Raw genomic sequence first — 24771 nt, forward strand, 5'->3', positions numbered from 1 at the left:
AGCAGATTATTAACATTGGAAAAGTTATAATTTTTTGGAATAGAGATGGGAGGATGTTTTATGTCAAAGATTACAGATTATGCTTTTTTAAAAAAAACATTCGGGACATCAGGAGTAAATGTAATAGGCAGTTTTCAGTTGTCTCAGTTGAACAGCAGTTCTGTTCAGTCCCAGTTAAAAGCTGCCGGGATTGGGAGACATTGTAAGACCAGATCAGTCAATACCACAGGCAGCATAAGTACTACTTAAGATAGCATTACAAATCCAGACCCTTGCCGGGATTCAGAGTTTATCTGGATTCGGGCAGGGGTCTGGAAAAGAAACCCGTAAACCAGATGGAGTGTGGAGTGCACTACATCAGCACTAAGACCAACTGATAAAGCAGGGGAGGCGTCCACTGAAAAGAGTCCCTGCAGCAAAGGAAGGTCAGTAACAATCAAAACAAACAAGAGCTGTAGCTGGCAGTAGTTCTCTCCGTAGGGCATGACCCTGTTTGAAAGCTTAGCCGGCACTCAGTGTATGAGCAGATGGGACGAAGGAAGTTGGCACATGATGCCATTAGACACAGAAGGTTCATCATCATAGTAGAACAGAGGAATTATAGCCTTTATAAAGCAATGGATGCTTTATTTGGTGTACCTGTTTTCAGCTATTCAGTACTTGATACAATGAATGTTCATGCACTTTAGCACTTGTTATGAGGTAACTGTTTAAAGAAAAAGTCCAAAAATCAATGATTTGGGGCTTGAAATTAATGAAAGGATGGGTTATAGCTATGCAGATTAGTGGATATTCCAGTGCCGCAATGTTGGCATATCGTTCTTCTGGTATGAAGCAAAAAGCAGGCACAGTGAAAATGCAGGATTTTTCTCAGATGGTACAGAACACAAGCGCACAGGCAACAAGCCAAACAGATAAGACAGCGGCGACAAAAGAAGTCTCCGAAGTTGATGAGATGGCAGCGTTCAAGTAGGAAATCTATGAGAAACTGGCTGAAATTGATAAAATGAACTCCTCGGCTATTTTGTCCAATTCTGTACATATCACAGAAGATGGATTCAAAAGAATGAAGGAAGATCCAGAATACCGTAAGGAAATTATGGATTGGCTTCGTGCAGATGCAAGAGCTTCTCATGGGGTTCCTATTGCTGCCCATGTTACAACAACAATTACAGGGTCTGGAGCAACCAGCTATGGTATGAATGTTTTTGATAATGATAGTGCGGCGACAAAAGCATCCAAACAGCAATGGGCTGATAAGAAAGCAGAAGGTTCGTTTTATCATTCTGATCGTACCTATGCTGACCGTAGAGCTGCACAGCGTAAGCGGGACAGCGAGTATGTGGCAAGTGAACGCCAAAAGCGGGAACTTATGCAGAAGATGATACTGGAAAAGCATATCGACCAAAAGGCACAGCGACAATTACTCGATCAGAAAGCTCTTGCACAGAATGTAGTTGACCAGAAGTATGTTCAAGATTACTTGCTGGGAATGCAAGAAAGTAAAAGCTGGAACATTTGAGTATAAATAAATTCATTTATACTTTTATGGTCTATTCAGAGCCATGTAAAGATTATCAAATGAGCGTCGAATGCTTGCATTCGTAAGAGCAATTGATAATCTTTATAGGGCGAAGTCACCACATGAGCAAAAGAAAAGCCTCGCAGAGGCGGTTTTGCGAATGGGGTTCTGAATAGTTACCTTTTATGTAATAATTATGGAAAGGAGATACCGCTACAGGGGGGATTGGTAGTAAACCGTGATCCAAAGACAGGGTTAAATTATTTGTCGATAAAGGGAAATGAGGCACAAGGAGTTTCGGTAATCATAACATCCGATAAAGATATAGAGACGCTGAATAAATTAGCTGATGAATTTCAAAAATATCCGGTAAGTTCACAGCTGTCTACGGCAGAATTATATGCTTTACTTGAGATATCAGGAAATCTGAAACGTGAAAAAGATGGTTTTACATTTTTGACTCCGAATGGAATTACATATATTCCGTATGACGGTGATTCTAGCAAAGCATGGGAAATTGATATGTCGGGTTCCTGTTATGCTACTGCCAGAAAATGTTTAGCGGCAGAAAATGATTGTGCAGACATAAGTACATGGACGAAAATTTTGAAAGGAATAAAGATATATTATGGTGATAATTATGGCACCACTCAGACAAATAATGTATATAAAGTTGATGATTTAGGCAGATATTATATGTTTGCATAAGATATATATACAAGTATGAAACTATAAAAATATAGTATGTTTTATGTGGTAAAAATATTGTATTTATGAGACTTTTGGTATTTCACAAATACCTAAGAAAAAATAAAGTAGAGGAGTGTGTATATTATGAATATTGATTACAGTCAGTTTTACAGAGGAACAACGAATATTCCTTCATATGGGAACGGTACATATAAGAAAGATACCCTTGTAAAGTATGAATTTAACACTACGGATGAACATGGCAACAAGGTTATGGACAAGATGTCGAGGGAAGAAACCCTGCAGGCGATGAAGGACATTGGTTCGCAGTATGGAGATGCTGTCATCGTGGAGTTTTCGGGAGATGGAATGGCTGCACTTGTGGAAAACAAGAAAGGCATAGTGGACGAGAATGTAACGAAAGAGCAACGGGAAGCAATGGAAGCGAGGAATGCAGCGTTCCAAAAAGAAATCACGCAGGTTGATAATACTTTAGAACTTCCGGCATATTCCGGGATGTACGGTGCGGACAAGGCGGTTGCATCTGCGGTGGAGAATTGCAGCAAAGAGGAGCAGGGATTTGTATATGATATCATCCGTCAGAATTTCCTTGTCGGAAATACTGGCTCTATGACAGAGGAAGAACGGCAGGCAAATATTTCACTTGGTATGAAAAAAGCGGAATATGCGGCAGAGAATTTTATCCCGGAAGATAGCAGAAAATCATTTTTGGAAGCGATGGAGTCTATCGCAAAGCTTGCAAGCGCAGGAAAAGCCGACAATAACGGAAATATGGACTATGGAGTACGGAAAGGTACATATCTTGGACATGGCAGCAATCTTGTAAAGACTACAAATGCACTTGATATGATGAGGACGATGGACAGCAGTGCATACGCGGAATATCAGAAGATTAGTAAAGAAAGCAGCAATGAGGACAGACAGCTTAATGCGTTAAAATACTTTACAAATTGGTATGAAGGGGCAGTGAAAAAGAATCCTTCGATGGTTGATAATTACGAAAAGCAGTCGGAGGAATATGTGGAGAAAAATGTAAAAGATCAGAAGCTGGATGCAACTTTTTCAGATATAAAGACAGAGAATAAAGCAGCTTTTCTTGAAAGTCTGAAAGTGTTCCAGAATAATAATCCTAATTTTCTTTCATCTATCATAAATCGGGAGCTGGCATCTAAATTTTGGAGCATTTGATAAACGTAAATTGGAAAAGTTATAATTGCTCGGAAAATGGAAGATAACAACAATAAAGTGTAGAGTGTGCCTTTCACATAGGGACACTTGTTACAAGCAATATTGTAAATGATACAAGCAAATATGATGAATACAAAGAAAAGGCTCAAATGTTTGATACAAAATATCAGAAAACCGCAGTATCAATAATGGAGCAGGCTAAAGAGAAGTTTTTGGTAGCCTTTAAAAGTATAAATTACAAACAAGGAACAGCAACAAGCATACTATCGGATATTATGAAAAAGTGCTGATAAAGGAGGATTAAAAATGGCTATTAGTGGAGTAGGACAGAGTTATTATCAGAACAATGTTGCAACAACGAAAAGTACAAAGAGCGTAAACAGCATGGGAGAAACGGGCAATACAAAGGAACTATCAGAAGCGGAAGAAATGGCGATTTTCAAAAAGGAATTTTATGCTGAAATTGATAAGATACCCAGAAATAGAACTATAACCAATGTGGCTATCAACATATCAGAGGAAGCATTTAAGAATATGAAAGATGATCCGGAGTACAGGGAAAAGATATTATCAGCACTTAAACGTGACTTAACTTCATCCTTTGCACCGTTGGAAGCTTCTATGGTGCTCACTGTAGGAGCTACTGCTAAAGATTATAGGGGCGATTCATGGTCTGGTGTTAATAATCAATCGGAATTTTATGCTCGTTCACAAAACAGTTTTTATAAAAAGACAAGCAACAAGAAAGATAGACAAAAAGAGCTTTTGGAAGAATATCTGGAAAAACGGGCGCAGGTTAAAAAACAGCAGCAGGAAATGTTGAATGAAAAGATTGCAAAGCAGGAACAGGAAAGAAGCCGATTATTACGGTCGTGGAACAATGAAAGGCTGTTGTCAAAAGCGTCTAATGCTTATGAAGCAAATGCTATGACGGAAGCGGTTACGGATAGTGCTTTTTCGCTTGGATAGTGATTTTAAGTAAGGAGAAAGAGATATGTCAATTACATTTTTAAGTCATCCTATTCATTTGCCGGATTTTTCCATGTTTGATAGGGAATATTTGGGAAAACAGGAAAGCCAAAATGAAGACCAGAAGGTGTTTCATAAGGATACTTTAGAGGTTTCTCAATTATCGAAAAACAGGGAAAATTTAATGGATAAAATTAAGCATACAGTTGTGCATTCGGTTACATCGTTCAGCGATATGAGAGCCGGAATATTAAAGGAAATCAGGGAAGAAAAAGGGCAGTATGGCTATTCGGATGTTGTGAATGCTTGTGGGCTGAGTTATGCAAGGCTGTATTCTGAAATTGAACAGCGCTATGAAAATGAACAGTATTATAAGGTAGATGGGACGCCGCTGACAAAAGAAGATGAGATAGAGTGGTTGGATATACAATTTGAGCAGGAAGTGGCATGGCAGAAATCCTGTGCCAGAATAACAGCCCAGGGGCAGGTCATTCAGGGGAATATTCCTGAAATGCCAACAGAGGAGATGGAAGAATTGGAGGACAGCTTTTATCAGGTTAAGGATGCCTATATGAAGCTGTACCGAGAAAACAGACGGGCAGAGAGACCGCTTGTTTTGCAAAGTTATATGTTTGGCAATAGCCAGATGTATCAAATATTGAATAGACTAGGAAATTTACAGGAGAGGGTGGTATAATGCAAGTTAATTCGTCCAATGGTTCATTACAACAAAGGTTCTTTTCTGGAACAGGCAGTATAGGCGGCATCCATCTGCCGGACTTCAATGACAAATATATTTTCTCTAAAAAGAAAAGCGGTGTCAGTGATAAAGAATACCGGAAGCAGATCAGGGAACAAGCTTATGAGGATTTTGAAAAAGGGCAGTTCCAAAACAAATCCGAAGGATTTAATAGGCTGATGAAAAGCTACACATCGGAAGTGTCCCCGGACAGAAAAGGGATTATTACTTCCGGGCTGAAAGCTATTTCAAGGAACAGACAGAATGTGCTGAAGCCAATAGATTTTGTGGCAACACTGCTTGAAGGGAAAGTGAAATATCAGAAACTGCCGTCAGGCAACAGCGATTACATAGAGTTTTACGATAAAAACGGGGAGATGGTGACGACTTATTCCAATAATGGGTGGACGATGTATACGACTAATGCAGAGGCCGCCAGACAGACGGAAATGTGCATGATCTATAACGAGGCATGGGGAAATGCCAAGAGAGGGATTCCGATGGCAGGCGAAGAAATGGTAAATGTGGTAGATATGCAGAGTAGCTTTGATGCCAAAGCATAGCAGGAAATAAAACCCACAGCCCCGTATGCAATACTGCAAACCGCAGGTACAAAAAAAGATGAACCGATTGCGGCTGATAACTTGATAGAAACTCAGGAGACAAAAACTGGGGAGAAACAAATTACAGCTGAAGAAAAGATTAAACAGGCAGATGAGTTTTGGGCTCAGCATAGCAGGGGGGAACAAGGTCAAACTGACTGTTCACATGGGAAAAGATAGTTTCATTGAAGTTATCAAAGAAAAACCAAACAGCAGATAATGTACTTCTTGGCTGGACATAGGAATTATTCTTTTGTATTGACCAAAGCTTCAGCAGTAGATAAATGTAATAAGGCAGGTGATGTGTATGGGAAAATGTTAGTTCTGACATTTGAGGATAATGAGGATGCTATGATGAATCGCATATTATCGTTGATAAATACCAAAGAAGTGTTGATGCAACAATAGTTGCGGATCATATAGTATTAGAAGCAGAGGATTTAGGACTTAGTTCTTGTTGGCTTACATATTTTGATCCTGAGATTATCAGAAATGAGTTTAATATTCCAAGTAACCTTGAACCAATAGCAATTATTGCGGTGGGATATGCTGACACAGAAAAGGCATCACCAGACAGACATTCAAAGGATAGAAAAGCGCTTGAAAGCCTTGTTTGTTACGAAACTTTTTAAGCATATTAAGAAATAAAAGAGATTGTGTTTAAAGATGGAAAACTTGTCTGAGACGCAGCGAAGTAAATAAAATGAATAATATAGGAAGTCAGTAGTGCGTGAATAAACTGCTGGCTTCTTTTTTGATAGATACAGTCACTCCCAGAGAGTGTGCAGGATAGTAAAGTAATAATATCAACATGACGATATAGAAAATGCAGGGAAGCATTGTATTTCAAAGAGTTTGAGATACAGTGCTTTTGTGTATTAACAGGAGCAAATGGTTTACTGCTTTTCTTTTTAATCGTATTTCGTGTTAAAAAATCGTATTTGGTGAAGAAATACCATAATATTTTGTTTCATGTGATATCTTTTATAGGTGAGATTTGAAACAGAATAAAGATTGAACCGATATATAAATGAGAAAGAAGGTGAGTGCTATGCTGGAAATTGTTGTCTGTGATGACGATATAGCAGATCTTGAGCGTGCAGTGAATATGCTGCATAAGATTTTTACAAGTCAAAAGATTGCTTATCATATTGAGCAATTTGCGTCTGCAAATCAAATGCTTGAAAATATCAGCAACATTGATATCGGAATTTTAGATATTTCGATGGAAGAACTGAATGGTATTAAACTGGGGAGAACATTGAAAGAAAAATTTCCAGATGTGAAATTAGTGTATATTACGAGTTATGAAGAATATTGTATGCAGGTCATTAACGAAGTTCATGCATTTTCATTTCTATGTAAACCACTGGAATATGATAAATTGGAAATGCAGATGTTGGAACTACTGGATCAACTGCCGGATACCGGAGCAGAAAAGGATTTTTATAAAGTGACGGACAGCAATGGGAAAGAGTATCTGTCAATCAAATTGAAACTCAGGGACATTTTATATTTTGAATACATAAAAAGATCAAGAAAAGTACTGATAGCGTTGTCTGATATAACATATGAGTATGACTGCATTTTTGAAAAACTGGTTGAAGAACTGCAGCCCTATGATTTTGTTGTGAATTGCAGAGGAAATCTGGTTAATTTAAGGCATATTGAAAAAATAAAAGGCTTTACCATTTATCTGGACAATGGAAAAGAACTCCAGATTGCGCAAAAGAGAAGCAGCGATTTTAGAGAAGAAGTAAATAAATTTTTGCAGAAAAATTCATAGGAGAAACGATGAATACGATTTTACTGATATTATGTAATGCTCTTTCCTGTTTTATCATAAGTACCATACTGTTCCAGTTTATGAATGGAAAGTATAAAAGAAGCAGTCAAAATAGATATGTATATATTGTGGTTGAGACTGTCACAGTGATTTTTACAACCTGTATCAATATGTTCAATCATTCCATATTAAATCTGGTGGTCTGGGGCGTGTTGACGGGGGTGATCGCATATGCTCTGTATTATGAGGATATGGATAAACCGTTAAGACGTATCATTGAATGTGAGGCATTGGTATTTTGCATGTCTGTCTGTGAATCATTAGGAGTGATTCTTTTACAATGTATTTTGCAGGCAGCAGATATAAAAAATGTGAATGAAACGATGCTTTACTGCCTTGAGGTAACATTTTCAAAAGTAATACTTATTTTTTTGTATTATACATTCATAAACAGGTTTGTGAAAAAGAGCGATATTCCTTATGCAAAGACAAGGTACATCATGTATGGAATGATACTCCTATACAATCTGATTAACATGGGTGTAATTGTAGAGAATTTTAAAAATGGAGAAGAAAATTATTTATGTGCAGTCAATATGGGGTGTATTGTTCTGGCAGATCTATACCTTTTATATTTTGTTAAAATGGCAGATGAAAAGAACTATTATGAAAAGCAGCTCATCGCTTTAGAGCAACAGGCAAAGGTACAATACGAATACTATTTGACGCAGACAAAAAAATATGATCAAACCGTCCACATATTACATGATGTAAATAAGCATATTAAAGCAATCGAAGGATTATATGGTGCAGAGCAGGGGAATACGGCAGGAGAATATGCAGCGGAAATCAGAGAACTGTTAAAGCCGCTCATTCCGGTTCAATACACAGAAAATCCAATATTAAACATTCTTCTTACCGATAAAGAATCCGTTATGAAGGAAAAAGGTATTTCAGTAACCATAAAGGTGGATAATGTGAATCTGAATTTCCTTGCACCAATCGACATTACAACTATTTTTGGAAATTTATTGGATAATGCGATTGAGGCTGCAGAGAAGCTTGAAGGCGGGAAATATATTTCGATTAAGATTGGCTCATACCATAAAATGATAGCTGCCAGCATCGAAAATAACTGCGGGGAGGTAAAGTGGAAAAATGGTTTTCCGGTATCAGCGAAAGGAAAAGGCGGTGGAATAGGACTGCTGAATGTTCAGAGCAGTGTAAAAAAATATGATGGAAATTTAACATTGAAGAATGATGGAAATAAATTTGCTGCTGAGTTATTCCTTAATTCATAAAAGAGCATTTTTGGCTATTTTTTTGTAAAAAGTCTTACTTCGTGCAAAAAAATCGTACTTGGTGCAGAAAAGGTAAAATATCAGAAGGGGTGTGTCGATAGAAAAAAATAAAGTGGATGATACATATAAAAAATTTAATGATGGGAGGTTTCGCTTATGTCAAGAATTACGGACTACGGTTTACACACTTGACAATATTCCTTTGAGGCGAACAATGATCCGAATGTTGCTGCAAAGGGAAGATAAAATAGCAGAAAATTGTAATGGATAAAAAAGGACACCTATAAAAATGGAGGAAAAATACATGAAGAAAATATTTAAAATAATATCATTAGTTATGATGATGGTAATGTGCTTTTCAGTAACGGCATTTGCCGCAGAAACAGATGAAACAAGTAATTTAAAGGTTTCTTTTACGGATGAAGGAATGATAAATACAGTTGATGAAGATGTGACACCTGGAATTTCAGTTCGAGCTCCTGCACCAGCAGTGTCGAGCGTAAAGGTAGTTGCAGCGCAAATAAAAAGTGATGGATATGTGTATGTTACAGTGCAGGTAGCTGGATATGGGAAAAATATTTATGCGACATATGATGGATCGCAATGCTATGTATCTTCAACAACTTCTGTTGGAAAGCCGATTGTGACAGGATATCTATATGAAGTAAAATGTGCTAAGGCAGTTGTTGGTTCACATAATTTTACATTTAGAATTACATCTGTAAACTCACCGTGGAATACAATGTCTACAAGTTCAATAATAACAGTAAAATAAAAAACGAAAGTGTGTATAATAGGTGTCCTTTTATAAAAAGCAATAAATCACTTGGACCGTTATGGAGAGTGAGTAGATTCCGAATGACAGAGGAATGAAAATAATTGGAGGAAACGAAAATGAGTATAGCAGGAATTAACGGTTATAATTATTCAAATTATTATACAGGAACAAAAAGAAACACTGCGAAAGCGAACGGTATGAATTCCGGTTTGTTATCAAATGTAAGCAGTACATCTTCTAATATTACATTACATATGTCGGGAACAGAAGATAGTGGAAATGCATTAACAGCAGTAGGATTTCCGGATGGCAGTAGTGCATCTGTATATAAATCAGATGCATATGATTCGGCAAACCCAGAATACAGGGTAAGATATTGGGACAAAGAAGGAAATTACACAGATACAAATGTACAGATAAATGATGTTGATCCAAGAAATGCAAGTTATTTGGAAATGCTTGCATATACAACATATAGTGATGTAGAAGGCTTTACGAAAAATGCTTTTGGAGATTTCATGAATGCGGCTGGTGGTGTGAATGGCAACATCACTTATGATTCTGACAGCATAAATGAAAAGAAAGACTATATGAGCATGATTAAAGAATTTATGCAGTTACAATATGATTCGAACAACTTATCAGGTTATCTGTCATATAAGGAATTGTATGATTACATAAATGACAGAACAGAGAGGTGATTCAATTAAATGGAAATATCAAATAATTATAGCACAGCAAAAGTGTGGAACACATCGAATAAAAATGTTTCTAAATCTTCTAAAAAAAACAAATGGAAATTAACGGATTCTTTAAAAGAGAAGATTGTTGATCTGGCAAAAAAAGATGCACAGGACAATGTATATATGGGAAATGCATTTATGAATTTGAGAAAGACGGAAGTAAGCAAAGTAGCCCCGAATAGAGCTGCTTTAATTGGAAAGTTTAGTCAATCAATGAATTCAGGTAATATGTCAGCAGTGAAAGAAGTTGAGGAAGCAGACAAAAAATGGCTCTGTATGCTGTTTGGAATACCTTATGAGGCAAAATATCAGGGAACAGGGACAGGCTCGGCAATTCATGTATACAATGAAGAGGGCGAAGAAGTTTTGACCTATACAGGGGGAGTAGGCTGGCAGGAAAAAGAAACAAAAGCAGAGTCACAGGTTCATTCAGCATTAAAAATGACATATTATGAGGCATTTAGTGAGGCGAGAAAAGCATTAAATAGTGAAGAAAAGACTGGTAGTGTAGGTGAAAACATAATATTGCAAGATAATTTTGATATGAAGGCATGAAGTATGCAATTAAAATAAGGTCTATAATTTGGAGGAAAATATCTATGTTTAATTTAAGCAAAAAGAAAATAAATAAAATAATGGCATTTGCTATAGCATTTACGATGCTGTTTGCATCTCAGGTAACAGCTTTTGCAGCAACTACATCATCAAAAACTGTTACATCATCAAAGGCAATGTCTGTTGCATTGTTACCAGGAGTTACTGGAAATTCTAATACCATCACATTTAATTTTAACAGCTTACCAGATAAAGCGATAGTAAAAGAAGTTGAAATTGACTGTTCAAATGCATCTGTTATTGGAGGAAAAGGAGCAATATTGGCAAAGAGCCTTACAATTACAAGTCCTAGTGGTGAAACACATACAGTTAGTTGGGGAAAAGGAAATGTAACGACAACCAACTTGTTCATTGCAGAAAAAGCAGCAGGTACATGGTCTGTGTATATGACGGGAACTAATATTGCGTCGCCAAATCTTGGCTCGGCATTTATTGGAGGTACAAAATATTCATCTGTAAAAATGAAAGTATCTTATATTTTAGAAGATTAAAATTATAAAGTACATTGGATATTTATAAGTTGCTTATGGAGAATACCAAATAATGTAAAAATATTGGATTCCAGAATATGTTTGACATTGTGACAGGGAGATTAGGAGTTGTTCTGATTTCCCTGTTATTTTATGTCTTGCTGAGAAATTGTAATAAAAAAATTCGTAGTAAGTGCAAAATTGTTGTTTTATTAAGTTAAATGGAATTTTTGTTTATTCTGTTTTGTATATGAGTTGTGAGTTTGTAATGAATATATTTAAAAAAGTAGAAAAAACTGGTATAATATAATAAAAAATTGGTTGTTGTTGAATGAAATCTCAGAATTTAAAAAAGTAGGCAGTGTTGTATTATGGTAATAATTATAGTAGTCTGCTGTACTAAATAAAACGCAAAGGGGGAAAAGTTATGTTTAAGAAGATGCCGGTATGTAGATTAATGATTTCCTGTCCTTCCGATGTGAAAACAGAGATAGAGATTATCAACAGAGTTGTGGATAATATAAATGATTCCATTGGTTTTTCTATGAATATTTTTGTTAAGACATTGTATTGGTCAAAGAATGTTATGCCAGAAGCAGGAGAGTATCCACAAAGCATTATTAATAAACAGATTTTAGATAAATCGGATGCAATTATTGCTATATTTGGTAATAGAATAGGAAGTCCTACACAACATTATGAATCAGGGACAATAGAAGAAATTGAATTGATGATACAGAAGGGAAAACAGGTATTTGTATATTTTTCTGATAAGCCAGTACGAAAAAGTGAAATTGATATGGAAGCGGAGACAAAGATACAGGCATTTAAGGAGAAATACAAGGACAGAGGAATATATGTTGTTTATGCTTCTGATGAGGAATTTAATGATTATGTCAGTATGCACCTTACACGCTATCTTACAACGGAACTTGCAAATGAAGTAAATCGTGTGAATGAGCATACAAGATTTGACGATTCTATATCACAGAGAAAAGAAGTTGATTTAATTTACGATTATACTAAGTTTTATGATATAAAACAGGTTAGTTCTTATACTGATTCAAATATTATGAAAATAAGAACACATAAAGATAGTTTTGAAATGGATATTGACATAATCAATGTAAATAAAATAGAAAATAAGGAATTTGCAATGGCATTATTTGAATATGCTCCATGTGATAACTGGTCAGCTTTTTTTGAAGCAGGATATTTTTTTGAATTTGATGCGGCAAGTAGTGGCGATATAAGAGCTTTTCAATTGGAAATAAAAGATGATATACGAAATAAGGTAATTGATAGAACATTACAGGTTAGCTGCGAGGAAGAACATTTCCGAATATGGATTCCTTCTACAACAAGAGATTCAACTGCGTGGAAAAAAATATCGCAGGTTTGTTTTGTTGTATTTTTCAATAGTACATATATTGATGGAGAAAAAGGTCTGTTGACAATCAGAAATCTTAAAATGGTGCCCCGATAGGATAATACTTTGAAAGTATGCAGAAAAGTCTGAAAGATATCGAGGAAAATCATGTAAGAGGTAATGATAGACTTATTTAGGTAGGTAAGCAATTTTCGGATTTAAAGCAGTAACAGAAAATTAAAATTGTAGATAAGCAAATAAAATAATAGAAAAAATTATATGCATCTAATCCATTTGTGGTTTAGGTGCTATTTTTTTGACAATATGAATGCGATCGCTCGTAATATCAATATGTTTATCAATAAAAATATATGAAGTAACAAAACAGATGATATTATATTCATCAGCATTTTGGCTTTTTAATAAGTGAAAAGTCTTACTTCGTGCAAAAAAATCGTACTTGGTGCAAAAAAGGTAAAATTTTATAAGATGCTTGTCGATAGAAAAAGAAAAAATAAGGAGCATTCCTGTTAAGTAACAAATAACCGGTTTGCAAAAAATGAGTGCCACCCATAGAATAATGATTGTTAACTTGGCGGTTAATAAGAATCATTGTTCAAAGGAGACACCCACAAATGAATTATAAGCAGAATGAAAAAATCAATCAAGTAAAAGAATCAACTTTGGTAGTCGGAATCGATATCGGAAGTACAACACAGTACGCCAGGGCATTTGACTGGAGAGGCATTGAGCTTGGAAAAGTCTTTCCGTTCAGCAACAGCAGAGAAGGATTTGAATCTTTCAAAGCATGGATGCAGCATTTACAGGACAAGTATAAGAAGCTGGATGCAATCGTAGGTATCGAGCCGACAGGTCATTACTGGTTTGACCTTGGCGCTTATCTTGAGGATGAGGGCATCCTCCTGGTTATGGTTAACCCTTATGCGGTAAAGCAGACCAAGGAACTGGATGATAACAGCCAAAGCAAGAATGACAGGAAGGATCCGAAGGTGATCGCAAAGCTGGTTACCGAGGGCCGGTATTCTGCACCGTATACACCGGATGGTGTGTATGCTGATTTAAGAATTATGGTGGCCAATCGTAAGAGACTCATCAGGGAGATGACCCAGATCAAAAACAGATTTGCCAGATGGTTCGCCATATATTTCCCCGAGTACACAGATGTGTTTGGGGACTATGAAGCACAGAGCAGTATGCTGCTTCTAAAGAAAGTTTGTACTCCGGAAGCAATCGTGGAACTGGGAGCTGAGAAAATCAATCAAATCTGGCGTGATGCAAAGCTTAGGGCTGTGGGAATGAAAAGGGCAACGACCCTGTGTGAGACAGCAAAACGTAGCATCGGCTTAAAGAAAGGCTCTTCGGCGGCCCGGTATGAAATGAAACTGTTGCTCGAGGATTACGAATACAAAAAGGCACAGCTGGACGCCGTTATGGAGGAGATAGAAAAGCTGTGCAGGAAGATACCCGAAAGCGAGCAGATGCTTGCCATCAAAGGTATAGGAGTGATCACGGTAGCCGGATTTCTGGCAGAAGTGGGTGATGTGAGGCGTTTCGAATCACCCAGACAGATACAAAAGCTGGCAGGACTCTCATTACGGGAGAACAGCTCTGGAAAGCACAAAGGACAGACGACCATAAGCAAAAGAGGTCGGAGTAAGCTGCGGGCAGTGCTGTTCAATGCAGCAATTCCGCTGATAGCGAAGAACCCAGAGTTTAAGTCATTGCATGAGTATTACACGACAAGAGCGAATAATCCGCTCAAGAAGAAACAATCCGTGATTGCGATCAGCTGTAAGCTGATACGGGTCTTTTATGCCATCCTTGCAAATGGAGTGACCTATGATGCGCAGAAGATGCTTTCTGACATTCACAGGCAGCCGCAGGCAGCATAAAAAGAACGACTGTGAGATTCAGGAGACGTCCGCCGCAAGGTGCTGAAAGGAACAGAAGAAATTCATAAACATAGAGAGCCAAGTCAGATTTCTTACCATCAGAGCAGAGACTCAGCGAAGGAGCATCATGACGCCCCTTTATGGATAAGCAGAACGAAGGAATTAAGGACCCAGAAGTAAAGGAGATCCTGTATGACATGGGAGGTTAGGCTGCCGTAAGGAGTTGGGGAAAGAAAGGCCGATCATAGCAGAATAAGACGACGTCTTGTTTTGTGTACCCTAAACATCCGAATATCCATGATTTATGGCCAAGGGGAATGACATAGACTTAGAAAATATCTCTATGAAGAAATGAAAATGTGAGAAAAAGCGAGTTAACAAGAGAAAAACAAAGATTATTATGGGAGGTTTTCAAGCATGAAAAAACTTAATGATGTAGCATTGAAATTACTTGCAAAAGCAGCATATGCAAACGCAGAGAAAGAGGCAAATTCAGCGTGCCTGTTTATTGGCTATCAGCCTAAAATGCCACAGAAAGTAAAAGAACTGAAAGAAAGAAAATAATATTTTCCTATGGACAAATTGCTGAAAAATGTTCTATCTTGCATGAGGACAAAAGGACTTCTGGATGAAAATGAGGAAGATGTATATCGCTTTGGCTTAGAATGCTTATTGTTAGAGGTGGTACATTACTTGTCATACATAGTAATTGGTTTTGCTATGCGAATGATAATGCCCATGATTGTAACTGCAATGGTGTTAATACCATTGCGTAGAAAATCGGGTGGCTTTCATGCGAGAACAAGGAGTGGATGCTATTTATTTTCATGTTCCATAGTTGTTGCGGTATGTTTATTGGATAAAATCATTTTTCCACTATGGTTATGTACTATAACTACATTTGGGGCAAATGCAATTATATTTGCATTTGCTCCAATAGAAAATGAAAATCGAACATTAGATCAAGAGGAACAGAAAAAATTTAGAAAACAGGCGTTAATAATTTTAGTATTGGCAGATATGGCAATTATTATATCACACAAAATTCATATTGAAGTATGCCAGTGGTTATTAAACGGTATGATAGTTGCTGCACTACTGAATTTGTGTGGAAAAATTCAGACAAAATGCAAATTAGAAAAAATATGGTAGGAACTATTGCTAAAGAGTGGAAAAAGGTAACAAAAAATTGTTTCCAATAAAAAATTATCGTTGTGTTGGAACAAACATACTTGTATAGACGAGAAGTTTTGAAATCGCTTTACAGGAGGGGCATAATACTTGGTTGTGTTATGTTAGAGACAGATAGGGTTTACATTAGTTACATGGCAATAGCTGTTATATTATGTGCAGCTTTGCTGTGTATAGCAAAAATTTTTAAACAGGAGGTGAGAGAGAATGAAGCAGGTTAATAAGAAAGTGTTGAAGGTTGTAGAACGTGTCATGAGAAAAGAAGCTGTATATGGGATAGATGGATTTCCACCTGCGTGTTTAGGAATATGGCATCAGCCGAAACGTCCGAACATTAAAAAAAGGTAAAAGGTTATTGAAAATAATGTTCAAATTGTTGTACAAAATAAGCTTAGAAAGGCGGGAATTGATATGAAAAATAAATTTATAACAACAGTGGTTGCGACAGCATTGGCATTAACAATGACATTTTCATTGGCTAATGGAATGGATGTTAAAGCAGCAGAAATCACAGAGGATTCTTTAGTCGCAGCAGAAGATACTAATGTTGGAAATGAATCGGTGGATATCCAGCAACAGGAACCTGTAGAAATTTCAGAATTGGAAACAACCGAAAATAATGACTTATCGAAATCGTCAGAAAGTATTACAGTAGATGAAAGTATTGCAGAGGATATTTTGGCTACACAAGCTGATACTGCGGTTGTAGTCGGTACGGTTAGTGACTATTTGACAGCAAAGGGCGATGCAAAACTTTATAATATTAATTTGCCAGCAGGGGTATATTTGCAAGCACAGTTAACAACGCCTGCTAATGCAGATTTGGATTACGATTTGTATTTATTGGATGCAGAAGGCAATATTTTAACGGGCTCAGATTATTATACTTATATTAATGGCACCGCAGGTACATTGCCGGAAGCGTTAGGCTATATAACATCAGGTGATACAGCAACATATTATTTGTATGTATTAGCATCTGAGGGCGGAAGTGTAAGTGAATCATTCACATTGGATTATTCAGTAAGTACAGCGTGTGATTCTTATGAGATTGACGAGTCTGTAAGACAGGCATTAGCATTTACATATGGAGCAGGAGGGGCTTATATTGAATCAAGAAATTTAAGTTCTCCGATTGATAATGATTGGTATGTAATTACAGTGCCAAGCAGTAGAATTTATGACAAATTAAAAATTTCTGCTACTACAGCTTCAACAAATACCTGTTCTGTAGAAGTATATCAGAATGTTGCATCAGAAGGGTATCAAATGAAACGAGTAGGCAGCGGAAACACTATTTCTGTTTCGTCAGGAAAATATTATATTAGAGTTTCCAATGCAAAAACTATGGAGAATTTTGATGATTTGGACATTCAGAATTATAAATTGTCTATTACTCCTATTTTGAAGGCTACAGGTATTGTTATAACTGATCTTAAAGGTTCAGAAGGGTTAAATAAGGTTGTTAATTATCCTGGATATGGAGCACATTTCAGAACGCAGGGATCTGGAACATTAACTGTTTATGGAGTGCTGACAGCAACAGACAGTTCGACGGGTGTAACGTATGCAGTTGGGGGAGAGCAGATTAACGGATTATATTATAGTCCGGCATGGGAGGCTAATAATACCTCTGCGAATGCAATAAGGCGAGGTACAGGTACTACAGACTCAAGTGGTAAATTTGAAATTGATATTTCTTTACCACCTGGAATTGGTGTATATTCGTATTATGGTTCAACATCCACTCATTATTTTGATATATGTGGAGTTTCTGTATCGCCAAGTGATGATAGTAGCATAAGTGCTTCAGAGACTATTTTCCATTTGGCATATACTATGTATCATCCGTTTTAATGTGTAAATTGTAACTAAGAAAATATAAAAATAGGTTGTCACACGATTTGGTGTGTCAACCTATTATGCAAAATACAGGAGGGTTAAAATGAAGATAGCTACCCAACATTATCAGGACAGCGTGATCACTCCGTATGGTAATAATCACTGGAATGGAAAAGAGAAAATTGATATTTCTAAGGAAAAAGATGATGCGGTTATTCTGGAAATAAGTGCAAAAGGTAAAAGAGCAATACAGCTAAAAGAGAAAAACGAATTTGAGCAGAATATTGTTCAAGTGGATAAAAGTGCAGATGATTTACCAGCATATTCAGGAATGTATGATGTTGACAAGACGATATCGTCTTCTCTTGAAAATTGTAGCAAAGAGGAACAGGGATTTGTATATGATATTATCCGCGAAAATTTTCTTATTGGAAATGGCAGCTCTGTGAGTGAGGAGGAGCGTCAGGCTAATATATCATTAGGAATGAAAAAAGCGGAATATGCTGCAAATAATTTTATATCAGAAGATAAAAAAAGTTCCTTTTTGGATGCAATGGAATCTATAGCAAAGCTGGCAAGTGCCGGAAAGATGAATGCAGATGGAAATATGGATTACGGGGTAAAAAAAGGAAATTATTTAGGACATGGTAGTAATCTTGTTTACACTACAGATGGTCTTGATATGATGAGGTCAATGGATTCAGGTGCATATGATGAATATCAAAGGATCAGTAGAGAAAGTAGTAATTCTGATAGACAGCTTAACACTTTAAAATACTTGACAAATTGGTATTCTAATGCTGTAACGAAAAATCCGCATATGGTAGAGAAATATGAAGCTAAATCGGATGAGTATATTGAAAAAAATGTAAAAAATCAAAAAGTAGATTCAATTTTTTCGGATTTGAAAACAGAAAGTAAGTCTGCTTTTATTGAAAGTTTGAAAGCATTTCAAGCACAGAATCCTAATTTCTTATCCAATATCGTTAATAAGGAATTGTCAAGAAAGTATTGGGCATATGGTATTATCGCCTAAGGGTGAGGATAAATATGAGATGAAGTATGTTCCGGAAGATTTTGACAGGTATGATCAAGGATTTTTTGGAAGAGCGAAACCAGAATATATTATTGTTAAGGGAGAGTGTTTGGAAAAATTAAAACAGCAAGGGTATGAAATGGACTGTTGGCAAAAAGGTATTCCGTTGGCGATAAATAATAAACATCCTGATAGCATAAAATTAAAGGGATTTTGACAGAATATGCAAAGTATTACATGAAAATGTCAAAGGATTACAGTTTCCTAAAACCCATAATAATTTCTGATATAATGCGATAAGTCAGAAAGGATGATGGGGCTATGGGGAAAAGAGAGCACATATACAAAATTATTGCAGAGAATATCAGAAAAGAACGAAGAAGGCTTGGAATTACGCAGGCAGAGCTTGCAGAACGGGCGGATGTATCATTGGATACTATCAAAAGTGTTGAAAATGGCAGAAGGGCAATGAGTCTTGATACATATTTGAATATTGTTCATGCATTGGAGTCATCGCCTACGGTTCTGATGAGCCAGCAGCACCCAGAAAAACACATTGAGCGTTTTGCATTTATGATGAATCAGTGTGACGAAAGAGAAATAGAATTTGCATTACATATGATTGAACAAATATTAAGAGGACAGGAAGATTATCTGAGTGAATAGACGGGTAGTTATCCTGTCATTTGTCTATGACTCTTTTGCAAATTTTTCAGCGAGATGGTATATGATTTCTTCAATGGTGGGAGTTTCATTTTCACATGGAAAGTCTGTCCAGAAGCGTTGCATTTGTGGATCAGGGCTTTTTAAAGCAATAGAAACTGCCCACCCAATTTCCTGTTGGACTTCTTCTTTTGTGATTCCTTCTTTTTCGGCAATGATTTTCAAATATTTATCAACAGAGTATGTGTTTTTATCATTCATAGTGTTGTTGTGAATCCTTTCTGAAAAGGGTATCTGCGGGCAAATTGTCAGGTGATTGAATTGTCCCGGTTGAATACCATAAAAGTAAAACAGATAATCCGTTCTATATTACATAATAACCTTGAGAGCTGTTTTCTATGCAGATTATGGCTATTTTCTATTCTATCATATACATACAGTATGGTGCATACACACACCATATCATTATAGGACACTCTTGCGTAGAATACAAGGAGGAGGTCTTTGTAATGATAGTATATGACAGGTTATGGATTACACTCAAGAAGAAAAATATTAGCCAGTATGCACTAATTAAAGATTATGGAATAGATAAAGCACAGTTACAGCGATTGCGAAAGAATATGGTCGTAAAAACGGTAATCCTAAACAGATTATGTTCCATACTTGATTGTAAGATAGAGGACATCATGGAGTTTGTGCCGGATGAGGATATTAAGTAAAGAGATATTTCCAAAATGTAATGGTTTGGAAATATCTCTTTTTTTAATCCGCAAATATTTATATTCTTGGTATTAAGGTGTACAATATTCCACTTGAAATAGCTGGTTTAGTCACTCTGACAAAAGATTCGCTTACGGTACAATGAATACAGCTTAAGCAAATATATAAGGTGCCGGAAAAGAGTGGAAGGTGTACTACGATATTGTTAATAGTGGAGAAAGAATAAAACAGTTGCGTGCGGCAAGAAGAATGACAAGACAGCAGCTTGCCGAGCAGATTGGATTGTCAGTGGATGCTCTGCGGAAAATTGAAGCTGGTGTAAATGGAGCAAAAATAGATACGCTGATTAGTATTGCTGAATTGTTTCATATAACGTTGGATTATCTTGTGTGTGGGTGTGAAAGAAAGGCAGAAGTCGATGATCTGCTGGTTGGTCTGAAGGAGAAGGAAGTACAGTTTATCCGGAATATGGTATTAAATGCCGTTGACAATATGAAACTTCTGACAGAATAAAAAAGTCGGATTGCATTTTGGATGATGCAGTCCGGCTTTTTTTATAAGGATTTGGAACAGGTGGGAGTGTTACTCTTAGTTCAAAAGAGTGTCGGTTACTGTAGAAGATGCGTGGTGTCAGTTATACTCTGTTCAGGTTCTGAGAAAAGAACCGTTGAATATTGAAAACAGAATAGGACACGCATATCCCACGAGCTTATATCGCCTTGTCTATGACAGGGTGGCAGAATCCCATTTCGTGCGATGACTATCCTCAGAGCTGTAGCCGATTATGAGAAACGTAACAGCAGGAGCCTTTAAGGATAAGAGCAGAGGGTTGTGCCTACCGGGTTAGCAGCCGGAGGTAATGAGATAATAAGTGCACCTGAATTTCAGCAAAACGCATTTTCAGAGAGTGGCTACTTTCGTAAGTCCAGATGGGCAGGAAACTACGAAGTGTTTGTGGCTGGCAAAGGATATGTTACCCGATACGGGGATGGTTAAGAAACCGGGAAGATAGTATTTTATCTTCCCACACAAACTGATTTATGGTCACCGACAGAAAAGAAATGTTTAGGTGTGATGGTGTGGAGAGTACAGATAAGTCAGCTTATGTGAGGAGATAAAGTGCGCACAGTATCAAATCAATATTATTTATAAGGAGATTTTAAGATGGAAAGAGCAATTATATATTATGCAAAAACAGGATTAGAGGCTACAGATCATTTTGTGCCGAAGTTGCTTGAAAAGTATTGTCAGGATAATGGCTATGAAATTGTAGCTATGCTTTCAGAGCCTGCTTCTACAGAAGGAGTTTCATTTCCGATGAAATATGCCATTATTGGTTTAAATATGGAAGAAGATGTTAATACAATCATAACACTTTCAAAGGATATGATTGGTGCAACAGATGAGACCGTTATTGATACACTTGGAAAACTCAGCGAATATGATATCTATGTGGAGGATATTAATGGAGAACTTGAAGAGTGTTATGAGATGATGTACAAAGAGCCTGTTCAGGAAAGTGATATAAGAGGGCTGGTGCTTGATACGGTATCAAAGTTCTATCATAACATCAGGGACGGCAGATAGGAGGCAATATGCAGGATTCCAAAGAAAAGCAGTGTCTGATATTTGTAAGGAATAATGCAAATGATACAGCTGACCGTATCGAGGCATATGCAAAAAAGTCCGGCATGGAAGTTGTTGAGACAGTTTTCAATACAGATAAAAAAGCGGTTGAACGATTAAGATATTATATTGAAAGAGATGCCATTATCTGTGTGCTAGTAAGAGATGTGGTAGACATTTCAATGGAACTTAATGAGATTAAAGCTGTAATGACACTTGCAGCGGAACATGGAATCAGTATTAATGCAGAGAGCAGGGGCTATGAACCTGCTCTCATTTCTTTTGAATGATATGACAGAAGAAAATAGAAAATTAAAACTGATTATATTTCCGGGCGAAACAGTAGTGATTGATGAATATGGGAAACGGATTGTTGCCTGTCCGACAGAGGATGAGGCAGAAGAATATATCAGGGAACAGGAGGAATGACATAGATGAAACTGAACAGAGGCGATATTGTTATTGCAAATCTGGAGTCAGTAAGTAAAGGGAGCATTCAGAAGTATACAAGACCTTATATTATTATCTCAAATAACAAGGCAAATCAGTATTCACCGGTTGTCACAGCAGTAGCCATGTCCACAAAAACATGGAAAAAGAAATATCTGCCAACCCACTGTCCAATACCGGCTGCAAAGGTAAAGGTTACTGACACAGATTTTGAGGTATTTGACAGTATGGCATTATGTGAGCAGATTGTATCCATTGATGTAAATGTCCAGATTGAGAGGGTAGTTGCTTCAATTTCAGATACGGAACTACTTGATAAGATTACTGAATGTGTAAAAATCCAGATTGGGGCATATGAAAAGTACAATTAAATATTACCGGGGCATTTGCTCCGGGTTACATAGCCACCTGTATTTTATGGGTGGCATTTTTACTGAAAGGGGGATAGATTTTATGACAGCAGAAGAATACAGAGCATTGCTTGATACTGATTTTAGTGATGTCAAGATTAATGAAATGCCCGATATGGCATCTTATCATGCTGATCTGAATGATACGATTGAAAAGAGACAGCAGAAGTTTATAAGAAAAGTTGGAAATCCCTATATGATGAGAGTGGGGAAGATGAAAGTTAAAGTAAGCTTTGCCAATAATGGAGTTTCCATAGAAGAAGCTTTCAAGAATATGCTGCTTACAGTTTAGAATCTTTTTTCAGAATCATATGGAAAATGAAAGGGAGTTGTGCTATGATATGTTCAAGGACTAAATGAATATGGCATAACTTCCTTTGATATTTTAGTTGGGTACATCTGACGTAGAATATTTAAAGGAGTGTTGCGATATGAGTAAACAAATCTCAAAAATCTATCATGCAGCCATCTACGTTAGATTATCTAAGGAGGATGGCGATGTTTCTACCAGCGCAAAAGCTGAGAGTAATAGTATTTCAAATCAAAAGGATTTCATCCGAAATTTCCTTGCAGACAAAAAAGACATTAGAATAGTTAAAGAATATGTGGATGATGGTTATTCCGGCTCCAATTTTGACCGTCCGTCTTTTCAGACGATGATGGAAGATATTAAGCGAGGAGTAATTGATTGTGTGGTGGTAAAGGATCTTTCACGTTTTGGACGTGAGTATATTGATTCAGGTCGATACATCGAAAGATTATTTCCGGCTCTTGGTGTAAGGTTTATTGCAATCAATGATAACTATGACAGTGTGACTGGAAAGTCACAGGGTGATGAGATTATTATTCCGTTTAAAAACCTGATCAATGATGCATATTGCAGGGATATCAGTATAAAGATACGAAGCCATTTGGATGTAAAGAGAAAAAATGGTGAGTATATCGGTGCATTTGTTCCCTATGGGTATGAAAAATCGGATGATGATAAACATAAGCTGGTTATTGATATTTATGCAGCCGGTATTGTGAAGGAAATTTTTCGGCTAAAGCTTCACGGAATGAGTCAGGATGCAATAGCAACACAGTTGAATAATGAGGGTGTGCTTGCACCTATGGAATATAAGCAGAGCACAGGGAGCGGTTATCAGACCGGATTTTTACAGAATGAAAAATCGGTATGGAGTTCAGTCACGGTCCGCAGGATTCTTGAAAATGAGATTTACATTGGAAATCTTGTTCAAGGCAAAAGAACGACACCAAATCATAAAGTGAAGCAGGAGGTTGTTAAGCCGGAATCTGACTGGATAAGAATCGAAAAAAATCATGAGCCGATTATTAGTGACAGGGATTTTGAGATTGTTCAAAGGTTGTTGGGAATGGATACGAGAATATCTCCGGATTCAGATATGGTCTATAATCTTTCAGGTATTGCAGTATGTGCAGACTGTGGTTCACCAATGACAAGAAAAATTACAACAGCAGGTGATAAGAAATACGCTTACTATATCTGCTCTAATCATAAATTGACAAAGCAGTGTTCACAGCACTCAATATCAGTATCGTTATTAGAGGATACGGTGCTTGAAATGTTAAAGCTTCATATCAAAAACGTAATGAATCTGGAAGAAATACTTGATTATATTGGAACAATTCCTTTCCAGCAGCTTGATGTAAAAAGTCTTGAAGCAAGAAAACAGAAAAAACTTGAGGAAGTTGAGAAGTGTAAAAGACTGAAAACTTCACTGTATGAAGATATGAAGGACGGAATTCTTACTAAAGAAGAATATCTTGAACTTCATGAGGCATATCTGAAAAAAGCAAAAGAGGGAGAAGAAATAATTCGCCAGATTGAGAGAGACATTGCTTTAATTCTTGAGGAGAAGGATGATAAGCATCTCTGGATGAATTATTTTACCGAATACAAGGATATTAAGGAACTGACCAGGGACGTGGTTGTAAAACTGATTTGTGAAGTAAGAGTTTCAGAGAATAAAGAGGTTGAGATCGTATTTGATTTTGATGATTGTTATAAGCAGTTATTAGAATCGGTTGAAAAACTGGGCTATCAAGTAGATAAAGAACCGGGTGGACAATTAAATATCAGCAGAAGGGAGGCTGTGTAAT

At 36.8% G+C, this 24771-nt stretch carries 32 protein-coding genes; 31 read left to right on the forward strand and 1 reads right to left on the reverse strand.

The window, feature by feature from the left end; translation table 11 throughout:
• Positions 1–60: 60 nt before the first annotated feature.
• The 23 genes from WMO42_RS01900 to WMO42_RS02010 all read left to right on the forward strand — a co-directional run bounded on the left by WMO42_RS01900 (position 61) and on the right by WMO42_RS02010 (position 19441).
• Positions 61–249, forward strand: a complete 189-nt coding sequence (locus tag WMO42_RS01900; protein WP_116443698.1) for a hypothetical protein — start codon at positions 61–63, stop codon at positions 247–249.
• Positions 250–754: 505 nt separating this feature from the next.
• A complete protein-coding gene (locus WMO42_RS01905) occupies positions 755–973 on the forward strand; it encodes a hypothetical protein (protein WP_116443700.1) in 219 nt (72 codons plus the stop codon).
• A gap of 93 nt (positions 974–1066) precedes the next feature.
• A complete protein-coding gene (locus tag WMO42_RS01910; RefSeq protein ID WP_116443701.1) occupies positions 1067–1522 on the forward strand; it encodes a hypothetical protein in 456 nt (151 codons plus the stop codon).
• A gap of 225 nt (positions 1523–1747) precedes the next feature.
• Positions 1748–2230: a hypothetical protein gene (locus WMO42_RS01915; RefSeq protein ID WP_318295564.1), complete on the forward strand. Its 483-nt coding sequence runs from the start codon at positions 1748–1750 to the stop codon at positions 2228–2230.
• Positions 2231–2356: 126 nt separating this feature from the next.
• On the forward strand, positions 2357–3421 hold the full coding sequence (locus WMO42_RS01920) for a hypothetical protein (protein ID WP_116443702.1): 1065 nt from the start codon (positions 2357–2359) through the stop codon (positions 3419–3421).
• Between the two features lie 306 nt (positions 3422–3727).
• Positions 3728–4390 (forward strand): hypothetical protein, encoded by a 663-nt coding sequence (locus WMO42_RS01925; protein ID WP_116443703.1) that lies wholly within the window; start codon positions 3728–3730, stop codon positions 4388–4390.
• Between the two features lie 25 nt (positions 4391–4415).
• Positions 4416–5087 carry a hypothetical protein gene (locus tag WMO42_RS01930; RefSeq protein ID WP_116443704.1) on the forward strand — a complete coding sequence of 224 codons (672 nt, stop codon included), beginning with the start codon at positions 4416–4418 and terminating at the stop codon, positions 5085–5087.
• Positions 5087–5692: a hypothetical protein gene (locus WMO42_RS01935; RefSeq protein WP_116443705.1), complete on the forward strand. Its 606-nt coding sequence runs from the start codon at positions 5087–5089 to the stop codon at positions 5690–5692. Before WMO42_RS01930 ends, WMO42_RS01935 begins: the two co-directional genes overlap by 1 nt.
• A 1090-nt stretch (positions 5693–6782) precedes the next feature.
• Complete coding sequence (locus tag WMO42_RS01940; protein ID WP_055307270.1) at positions 6783–7517, forward strand: LytTR family DNA-binding domain-containing protein; 735 nt, start codon at positions 6783–6785, stop codon at positions 7515–7517.
• Positions 7518–7768: 251 nt separating this feature from the next.
• A complete protein-coding gene (locus tag WMO42_RS01945) occupies positions 7769–8818 on the forward strand; it encodes an ATP-binding protein (RefSeq protein ID WP_349191413.1) in 1050 nt (349 codons plus the stop codon).
• A 304-nt stretch (positions 8819–9122) separates the two neighbouring features.
• Positions 9123–9593 carry a hypothetical protein gene (locus WMO42_RS01950; protein ID WP_015567862.1) on the forward strand — a complete coding sequence of 157 codons (471 nt, stop codon included), beginning with the start codon at positions 9123–9125 and terminating at the stop codon, positions 9591–9593.
• Between the two features lie 119 nt (positions 9594–9712).
• Complete coding sequence (locus WMO42_RS01955) at positions 9713–10297, forward strand: hypothetical protein (RefSeq protein WP_015517456.1); 585 nt, start codon at positions 9713–9715, stop codon at positions 10295–10297.
• Positions 10298–10306: 9 nt separating this feature from the next.
• A complete protein-coding gene (locus WMO42_RS01960) occupies positions 10307–10894 on the forward strand; it encodes a hypothetical protein (protein ID WP_015567863.1) in 588 nt (195 codons plus the stop codon).
• A 44-nt stretch (positions 10895–10938) separates the two neighbouring features.
• Complete coding sequence (locus WMO42_RS01965; RefSeq protein WP_015559315.1) at positions 10939–11445, forward strand: hypothetical protein; 507 nt, start codon at positions 10939–10941, stop codon at positions 11443–11445.
• Between the two features lie 406 nt (positions 11446–11851).
• The gene (locus WMO42_RS01970; protein WP_006859574.1) at positions 11852–12910 is read left to right on the forward strand and encodes a hypothetical protein; all 1059 of its coding nucleotides are present in this window, start codon (positions 11852–11854) and stop codon (positions 12908–12910) included.
• Between the two features lie 518 nt (positions 12911–13428).
• Positions 13429–14706: an IS110 family transposase gene (locus WMO42_RS01975; protein WP_015567867.1), complete on the forward strand. Its 1278-nt coding sequence runs from the start codon at positions 13429–13431 to the stop codon at positions 14704–14706.
• Positions 14707–15123: 417 nt separating this feature from the next.
• Positions 15124–15270 carry a cyclic lactone autoinducer peptide gene (locus tag WMO42_RS01980; RefSeq protein ID WP_006859576.1) on the forward strand — a complete coding sequence of 49 codons (147 nt, stop codon included), beginning with the start codon at positions 15124–15126 and terminating at the stop codon, positions 15268–15270.
• Positions 15271–15312: 42 nt separating this feature from the next.
• Positions 15313–15858 (forward strand): accessory gene regulator B family protein, encoded by a 546-nt coding sequence (locus tag WMO42_RS01985; protein ID WP_227250037.1) that lies wholly within the window; start codon positions 15313–15315, stop codon positions 15856–15858.
• 246 nt (positions 15859–16104) lie between these two features.
• Entirely contained in the window at positions 16105–16245 is a 141-nt protein-coding gene (locus WMO42_RS01990) for a cyclic lactone autoinducer peptide (protein WP_006859579.1), read from the forward strand.
• A 63-nt stretch (positions 16246–16308) separates the two neighbouring features.
• Complete coding sequence (locus WMO42_RS01995) at positions 16309–17754, forward strand: hypothetical protein (RefSeq protein ID WP_006859580.1); 1446 nt, start codon at positions 16309–16311, stop codon at positions 17752–17754.
• A gap of 88 nt (positions 17755–17842) precedes the next feature.
• A complete protein-coding gene (locus tag WMO42_RS02000) occupies positions 17843–18775 on the forward strand; it encodes a hypothetical protein (protein WP_006859581.1) in 933 nt (310 codons plus the stop codon).
• Between the two features lie 19 nt (positions 18776–18794).
• A complete protein-coding gene (locus WMO42_RS02005) occupies positions 18795–18992 on the forward strand; it encodes a hypothetical protein (RefSeq protein WP_226947687.1) in 198 nt (65 codons plus the stop codon).
• Positions 18993–19096: 104 nt separating this feature from the next.
• Positions 19097–19441, forward strand: coding sequence for a helix-turn-helix transcriptional regulator (locus WMO42_RS02010; RefSeq protein WP_055067725.1), 345 nt, complete (start codon positions 19097–19099; stop codon positions 19439–19441).
• A gap of 24 nt (positions 19442–19465) precedes the next feature.
• Here the strand turns inward: WMO42_RS02010 and WMO42_RS02015 are convergent, their stop codons facing one another.
• Positions 19466–19699: a hypothetical protein gene (locus tag WMO42_RS02015; RefSeq protein ID WP_055067726.1), complete on the reverse strand. Its 234-nt coding sequence runs from the start codon at positions 19697–19699 to the stop codon at positions 19466–19468.
• A gap of 248 nt (positions 19700–19947) precedes the next feature.
• Between WMO42_RS02015 and WMO42_RS02020 the strand changes: the two genes are divergently transcribed.
• From WMO42_RS02020 to WMO42_RS02055, 8 genes are all read left to right on the forward strand, one after another.
• The gene (locus WMO42_RS02020) at positions 19948–20160 is read left to right on the forward strand and encodes a helix-turn-helix transcriptional regulator (protein ID WP_014081251.1); all 213 of its coding nucleotides are present in this window, start codon (positions 19948–19950) and stop codon (positions 20158–20160) included.
• Positions 20161–20350: 190 nt separating this feature from the next.
• Positions 20351–20674 (forward strand): helix-turn-helix transcriptional regulator, encoded by a 324-nt coding sequence (locus tag WMO42_RS02025; protein ID WP_178286607.1) that lies wholly within the window; start codon positions 20351–20353, stop codon positions 20672–20674.
• Positions 20675–21325: 651 nt separating this feature from the next.
• On the forward strand, positions 21326–21748 hold the full coding sequence (locus WMO42_RS02030; RefSeq protein WP_007889575.1) for a hypothetical protein: 423 nt from the start codon (positions 21326–21328) through the stop codon (positions 21746–21748).
• An 8-nt stretch (positions 21749–21756) separates the two neighbouring features.
• Positions 21757–22077 (forward strand): hypothetical protein, encoded by a 321-nt coding sequence (locus WMO42_RS02035; RefSeq protein WP_055067727.1) that lies wholly within the window; start codon positions 21757–21759, stop codon positions 22075–22077.
• Positions 22049–22216 (forward strand): hypothetical protein, encoded by a 168-nt coding sequence (locus WMO42_RS02040; protein WP_155177762.1) that lies wholly within the window; start codon positions 22049–22051, stop codon positions 22214–22216. The genes WMO42_RS02035 and WMO42_RS02040 overlap by 29 nt, the downstream gene beginning before the upstream one ends.
• A gap of 5 nt (positions 22217–22221) precedes the next feature.
• Complete coding sequence (locus WMO42_RS02045) at positions 22222–22608, forward strand: type II toxin-antitoxin system PemK/MazF family toxin (RefSeq protein ID WP_006859319.1); 387 nt, start codon at positions 22222–22224, stop codon at positions 22606–22608.
• An 82-nt stretch (positions 22609–22690) separates the two neighbouring features.
• Positions 22691–22939 (forward strand): DUF6870 family protein, encoded by a 249-nt coding sequence (locus tag WMO42_RS02050; protein WP_015559318.1) that lies wholly within the window; start codon positions 22691–22693, stop codon positions 22937–22939.
• A gap of 139 nt (positions 22940–23078) precedes the next feature.
• The gene (locus WMO42_RS02055) at positions 23079–24770 is read left to right on the forward strand and encodes a recombinase family protein (RefSeq protein ID WP_006859318.1); all 1692 of its coding nucleotides are present in this window, start codon (positions 23079–23081) and stop codon (positions 24768–24770) included.
• Position 24771: the final 1 nt, after the last annotated feature.

This window comes from Lachnospira sp. CLA-JM-H23, from assembly GCF_040096425.1.
In the GTDB taxonomy this organism is placed as follows: Bacteria; Bacillota; Clostridia; order Lachnospirales; family Lachnospiraceae; genus Lachnospira; species Lachnospira rogosae.

Coding starts and splice junctions, on each gene's coding strand:
- WMO42_RS01900 (WP_116443698.1), top strand. CDS start 61: ATGTCAAAGATTACAGATTATGCTTTTTTAAAAAAAACATTCGGGACA.
- WMO42_RS01905 (WP_116443700.1), top strand. CDS start 755: ATGAAAGGATGGGTTATAGCTATGCAGATTAGTGGATATTCCAGTGCC.
- WMO42_RS01910 (WP_116443701.1), top strand. CDS start 1,067: ATGAAGGAAGATCCAGAATACCGTAAGGAAATTATGGATTGGCTTCGT.
- WMO42_RS01920 (WP_116443702.1), top strand. CDS start 2,357: ATGAATATTGATTACAGTCAGTTTTACAGAGGAACAACGAATATTCCT.
- WMO42_RS01925 (WP_116443703.1), top strand. CDS start 3,728: ATGGCTATTAGTGGAGTAGGACAGAGTTATTATCAGAACAATGTTGCA.
- WMO42_RS01930 (WP_116443704.1), top strand. CDS start 4,416: ATGTCAATTACATTTTTAAGTCATCCTATTCATTTGCCGGATTTTTCC.
- WMO42_RS01935 (WP_116443705.1), top strand. CDS start 5,087: ATGCAAGTTAATTCGTCCAATGGTTCATTACAACAAAGGTTCTTTTCT.
- WMO42_RS01940 (WP_055307270.1), top strand. CDS start 6,783: ATGCTGGAAATTGTTGTCTGTGATGACGATATAGCAGATCTTGAGCGT.
- WMO42_RS01945 (WP_349191413.1), top strand. CDS start 7,769: ATGGATAAACCGTTAAGACGTATCATTGAATGTGAGGCATTGGTATTT.
- WMO42_RS01950 (WP_015567862.1), top strand. CDS start 9,123: ATGAAGAAAATATTTAAAATAATATCATTAGTTATGATGATGGTAATG.
- WMO42_RS01955 (WP_015517456.1), top strand. CDS start 9,713: ATGAGTATAGCAGGAATTAACGGTTATAATTATTCAAATTATTATACA.
- WMO42_RS01960 (WP_015567863.1), top strand. CDS start 10,307: ATGGAAATATCAAATAATTATAGCACAGCAAAAGTGTGGAACACATCG.
- WMO42_RS01965 (WP_015559315.1), top strand. CDS start 10,939: ATGTTTAATTTAAGCAAAAAGAAAATAAATAAAATAATGGCATTTGCT.
- WMO42_RS01970 (WP_006859574.1), top strand. CDS start 11,852: ATGTTTAAGAAGATGCCGGTATGTAGATTAATGATTTCCTGTCCTTCC.
- WMO42_RS01975 (WP_015567867.1), top strand. CDS start 13,429: ATGAATTATAAGCAGAATGAAAAAATCAATCAAGTAAAAGAATCAACT.
- WMO42_RS01980 (WP_006859576.1), top strand. CDS start 15,124: ATGAAAAAACTTAATGATGTAGCATTGAAATTACTTGCAAAAGCAGCA.
- WMO42_RS01985 (WP_227250037.1), top strand. CDS start 15,313: ATGAGGACAAAAGGACTTCTGGATGAAAATGAGGAAGATGTATATCGC.
- WMO42_RS01990 (WP_006859579.1), top strand. CDS start 16,105: ATGAAGCAGGTTAATAAGAAAGTGTTGAAGGTTGTAGAACGTGTCATG.
- WMO42_RS01995 (WP_006859580.1), top strand. CDS start 16,309: ATGAAAAATAAATTTATAACAACAGTGGTTGCGACAGCATTGGCATTA.
- WMO42_RS02000 (WP_006859581.1), top strand. CDS start 17,843: ATGAAGATAGCTACCCAACATTATCAGGACAGCGTGATCACTCCGTAT.
- WMO42_RS02005 (WP_226947687.1), top strand. CDS start 18,795: ATGAAGTATGTTCCGGAAGATTTTGACAGGTATGATCAAGGATTTTTT.
- WMO42_RS02010 (WP_055067725.1), top strand. CDS start 19,097: ATGGGGAAAAGAGAGCACATATACAAAATTATTGCAGAGAATATCAGA.
- WMO42_RS02015 (WP_055067726.1), bottom strand. CDS start 19,699: ATGAATGATAAAAACACATACTCTGTTGATAAATATTTGAAAATCATT.
- WMO42_RS02020 (WP_014081251.1), top strand. CDS start 19,948: ATGATAGTATATGACAGGTTATGGATTACACTCAAGAAGAAAAATATT.
- WMO42_RS02030 (WP_007889575.1), top strand. CDS start 21,326: ATGGAAAGAGCAATTATATATTATGCAAAAACAGGATTAGAGGCTACA.
- WMO42_RS02035 (WP_055067727.1), top strand. CDS start 21,757: ATGCAGGATTCCAAAGAAAAGCAGTGTCTGATATTTGTAAGGAATAAT.
- WMO42_RS02040 (WP_155177762.1), top strand. CDS start 22,049: ATGAACCTGCTCTCATTTCTTTTGAATGATATGACAGAAGAAAATAGA.
- WMO42_RS02045 (WP_006859319.1), top strand. CDS start 22,222: ATGAAACTGAACAGAGGCGATATTGTTATTGCAAATCTGGAGTCAGTA.
- WMO42_RS02050 (WP_015559318.1), top strand. CDS start 22,691: ATGACAGCAGAAGAATACAGAGCATTGCTTGATACTGATTTTAGTGAT.
- WMO42_RS02055 (WP_006859318.1), top strand. CDS start 23,079: ATGAGTAAACAAATCTCAAAAATCTATCATGCAGCCATCTACGTTAGA.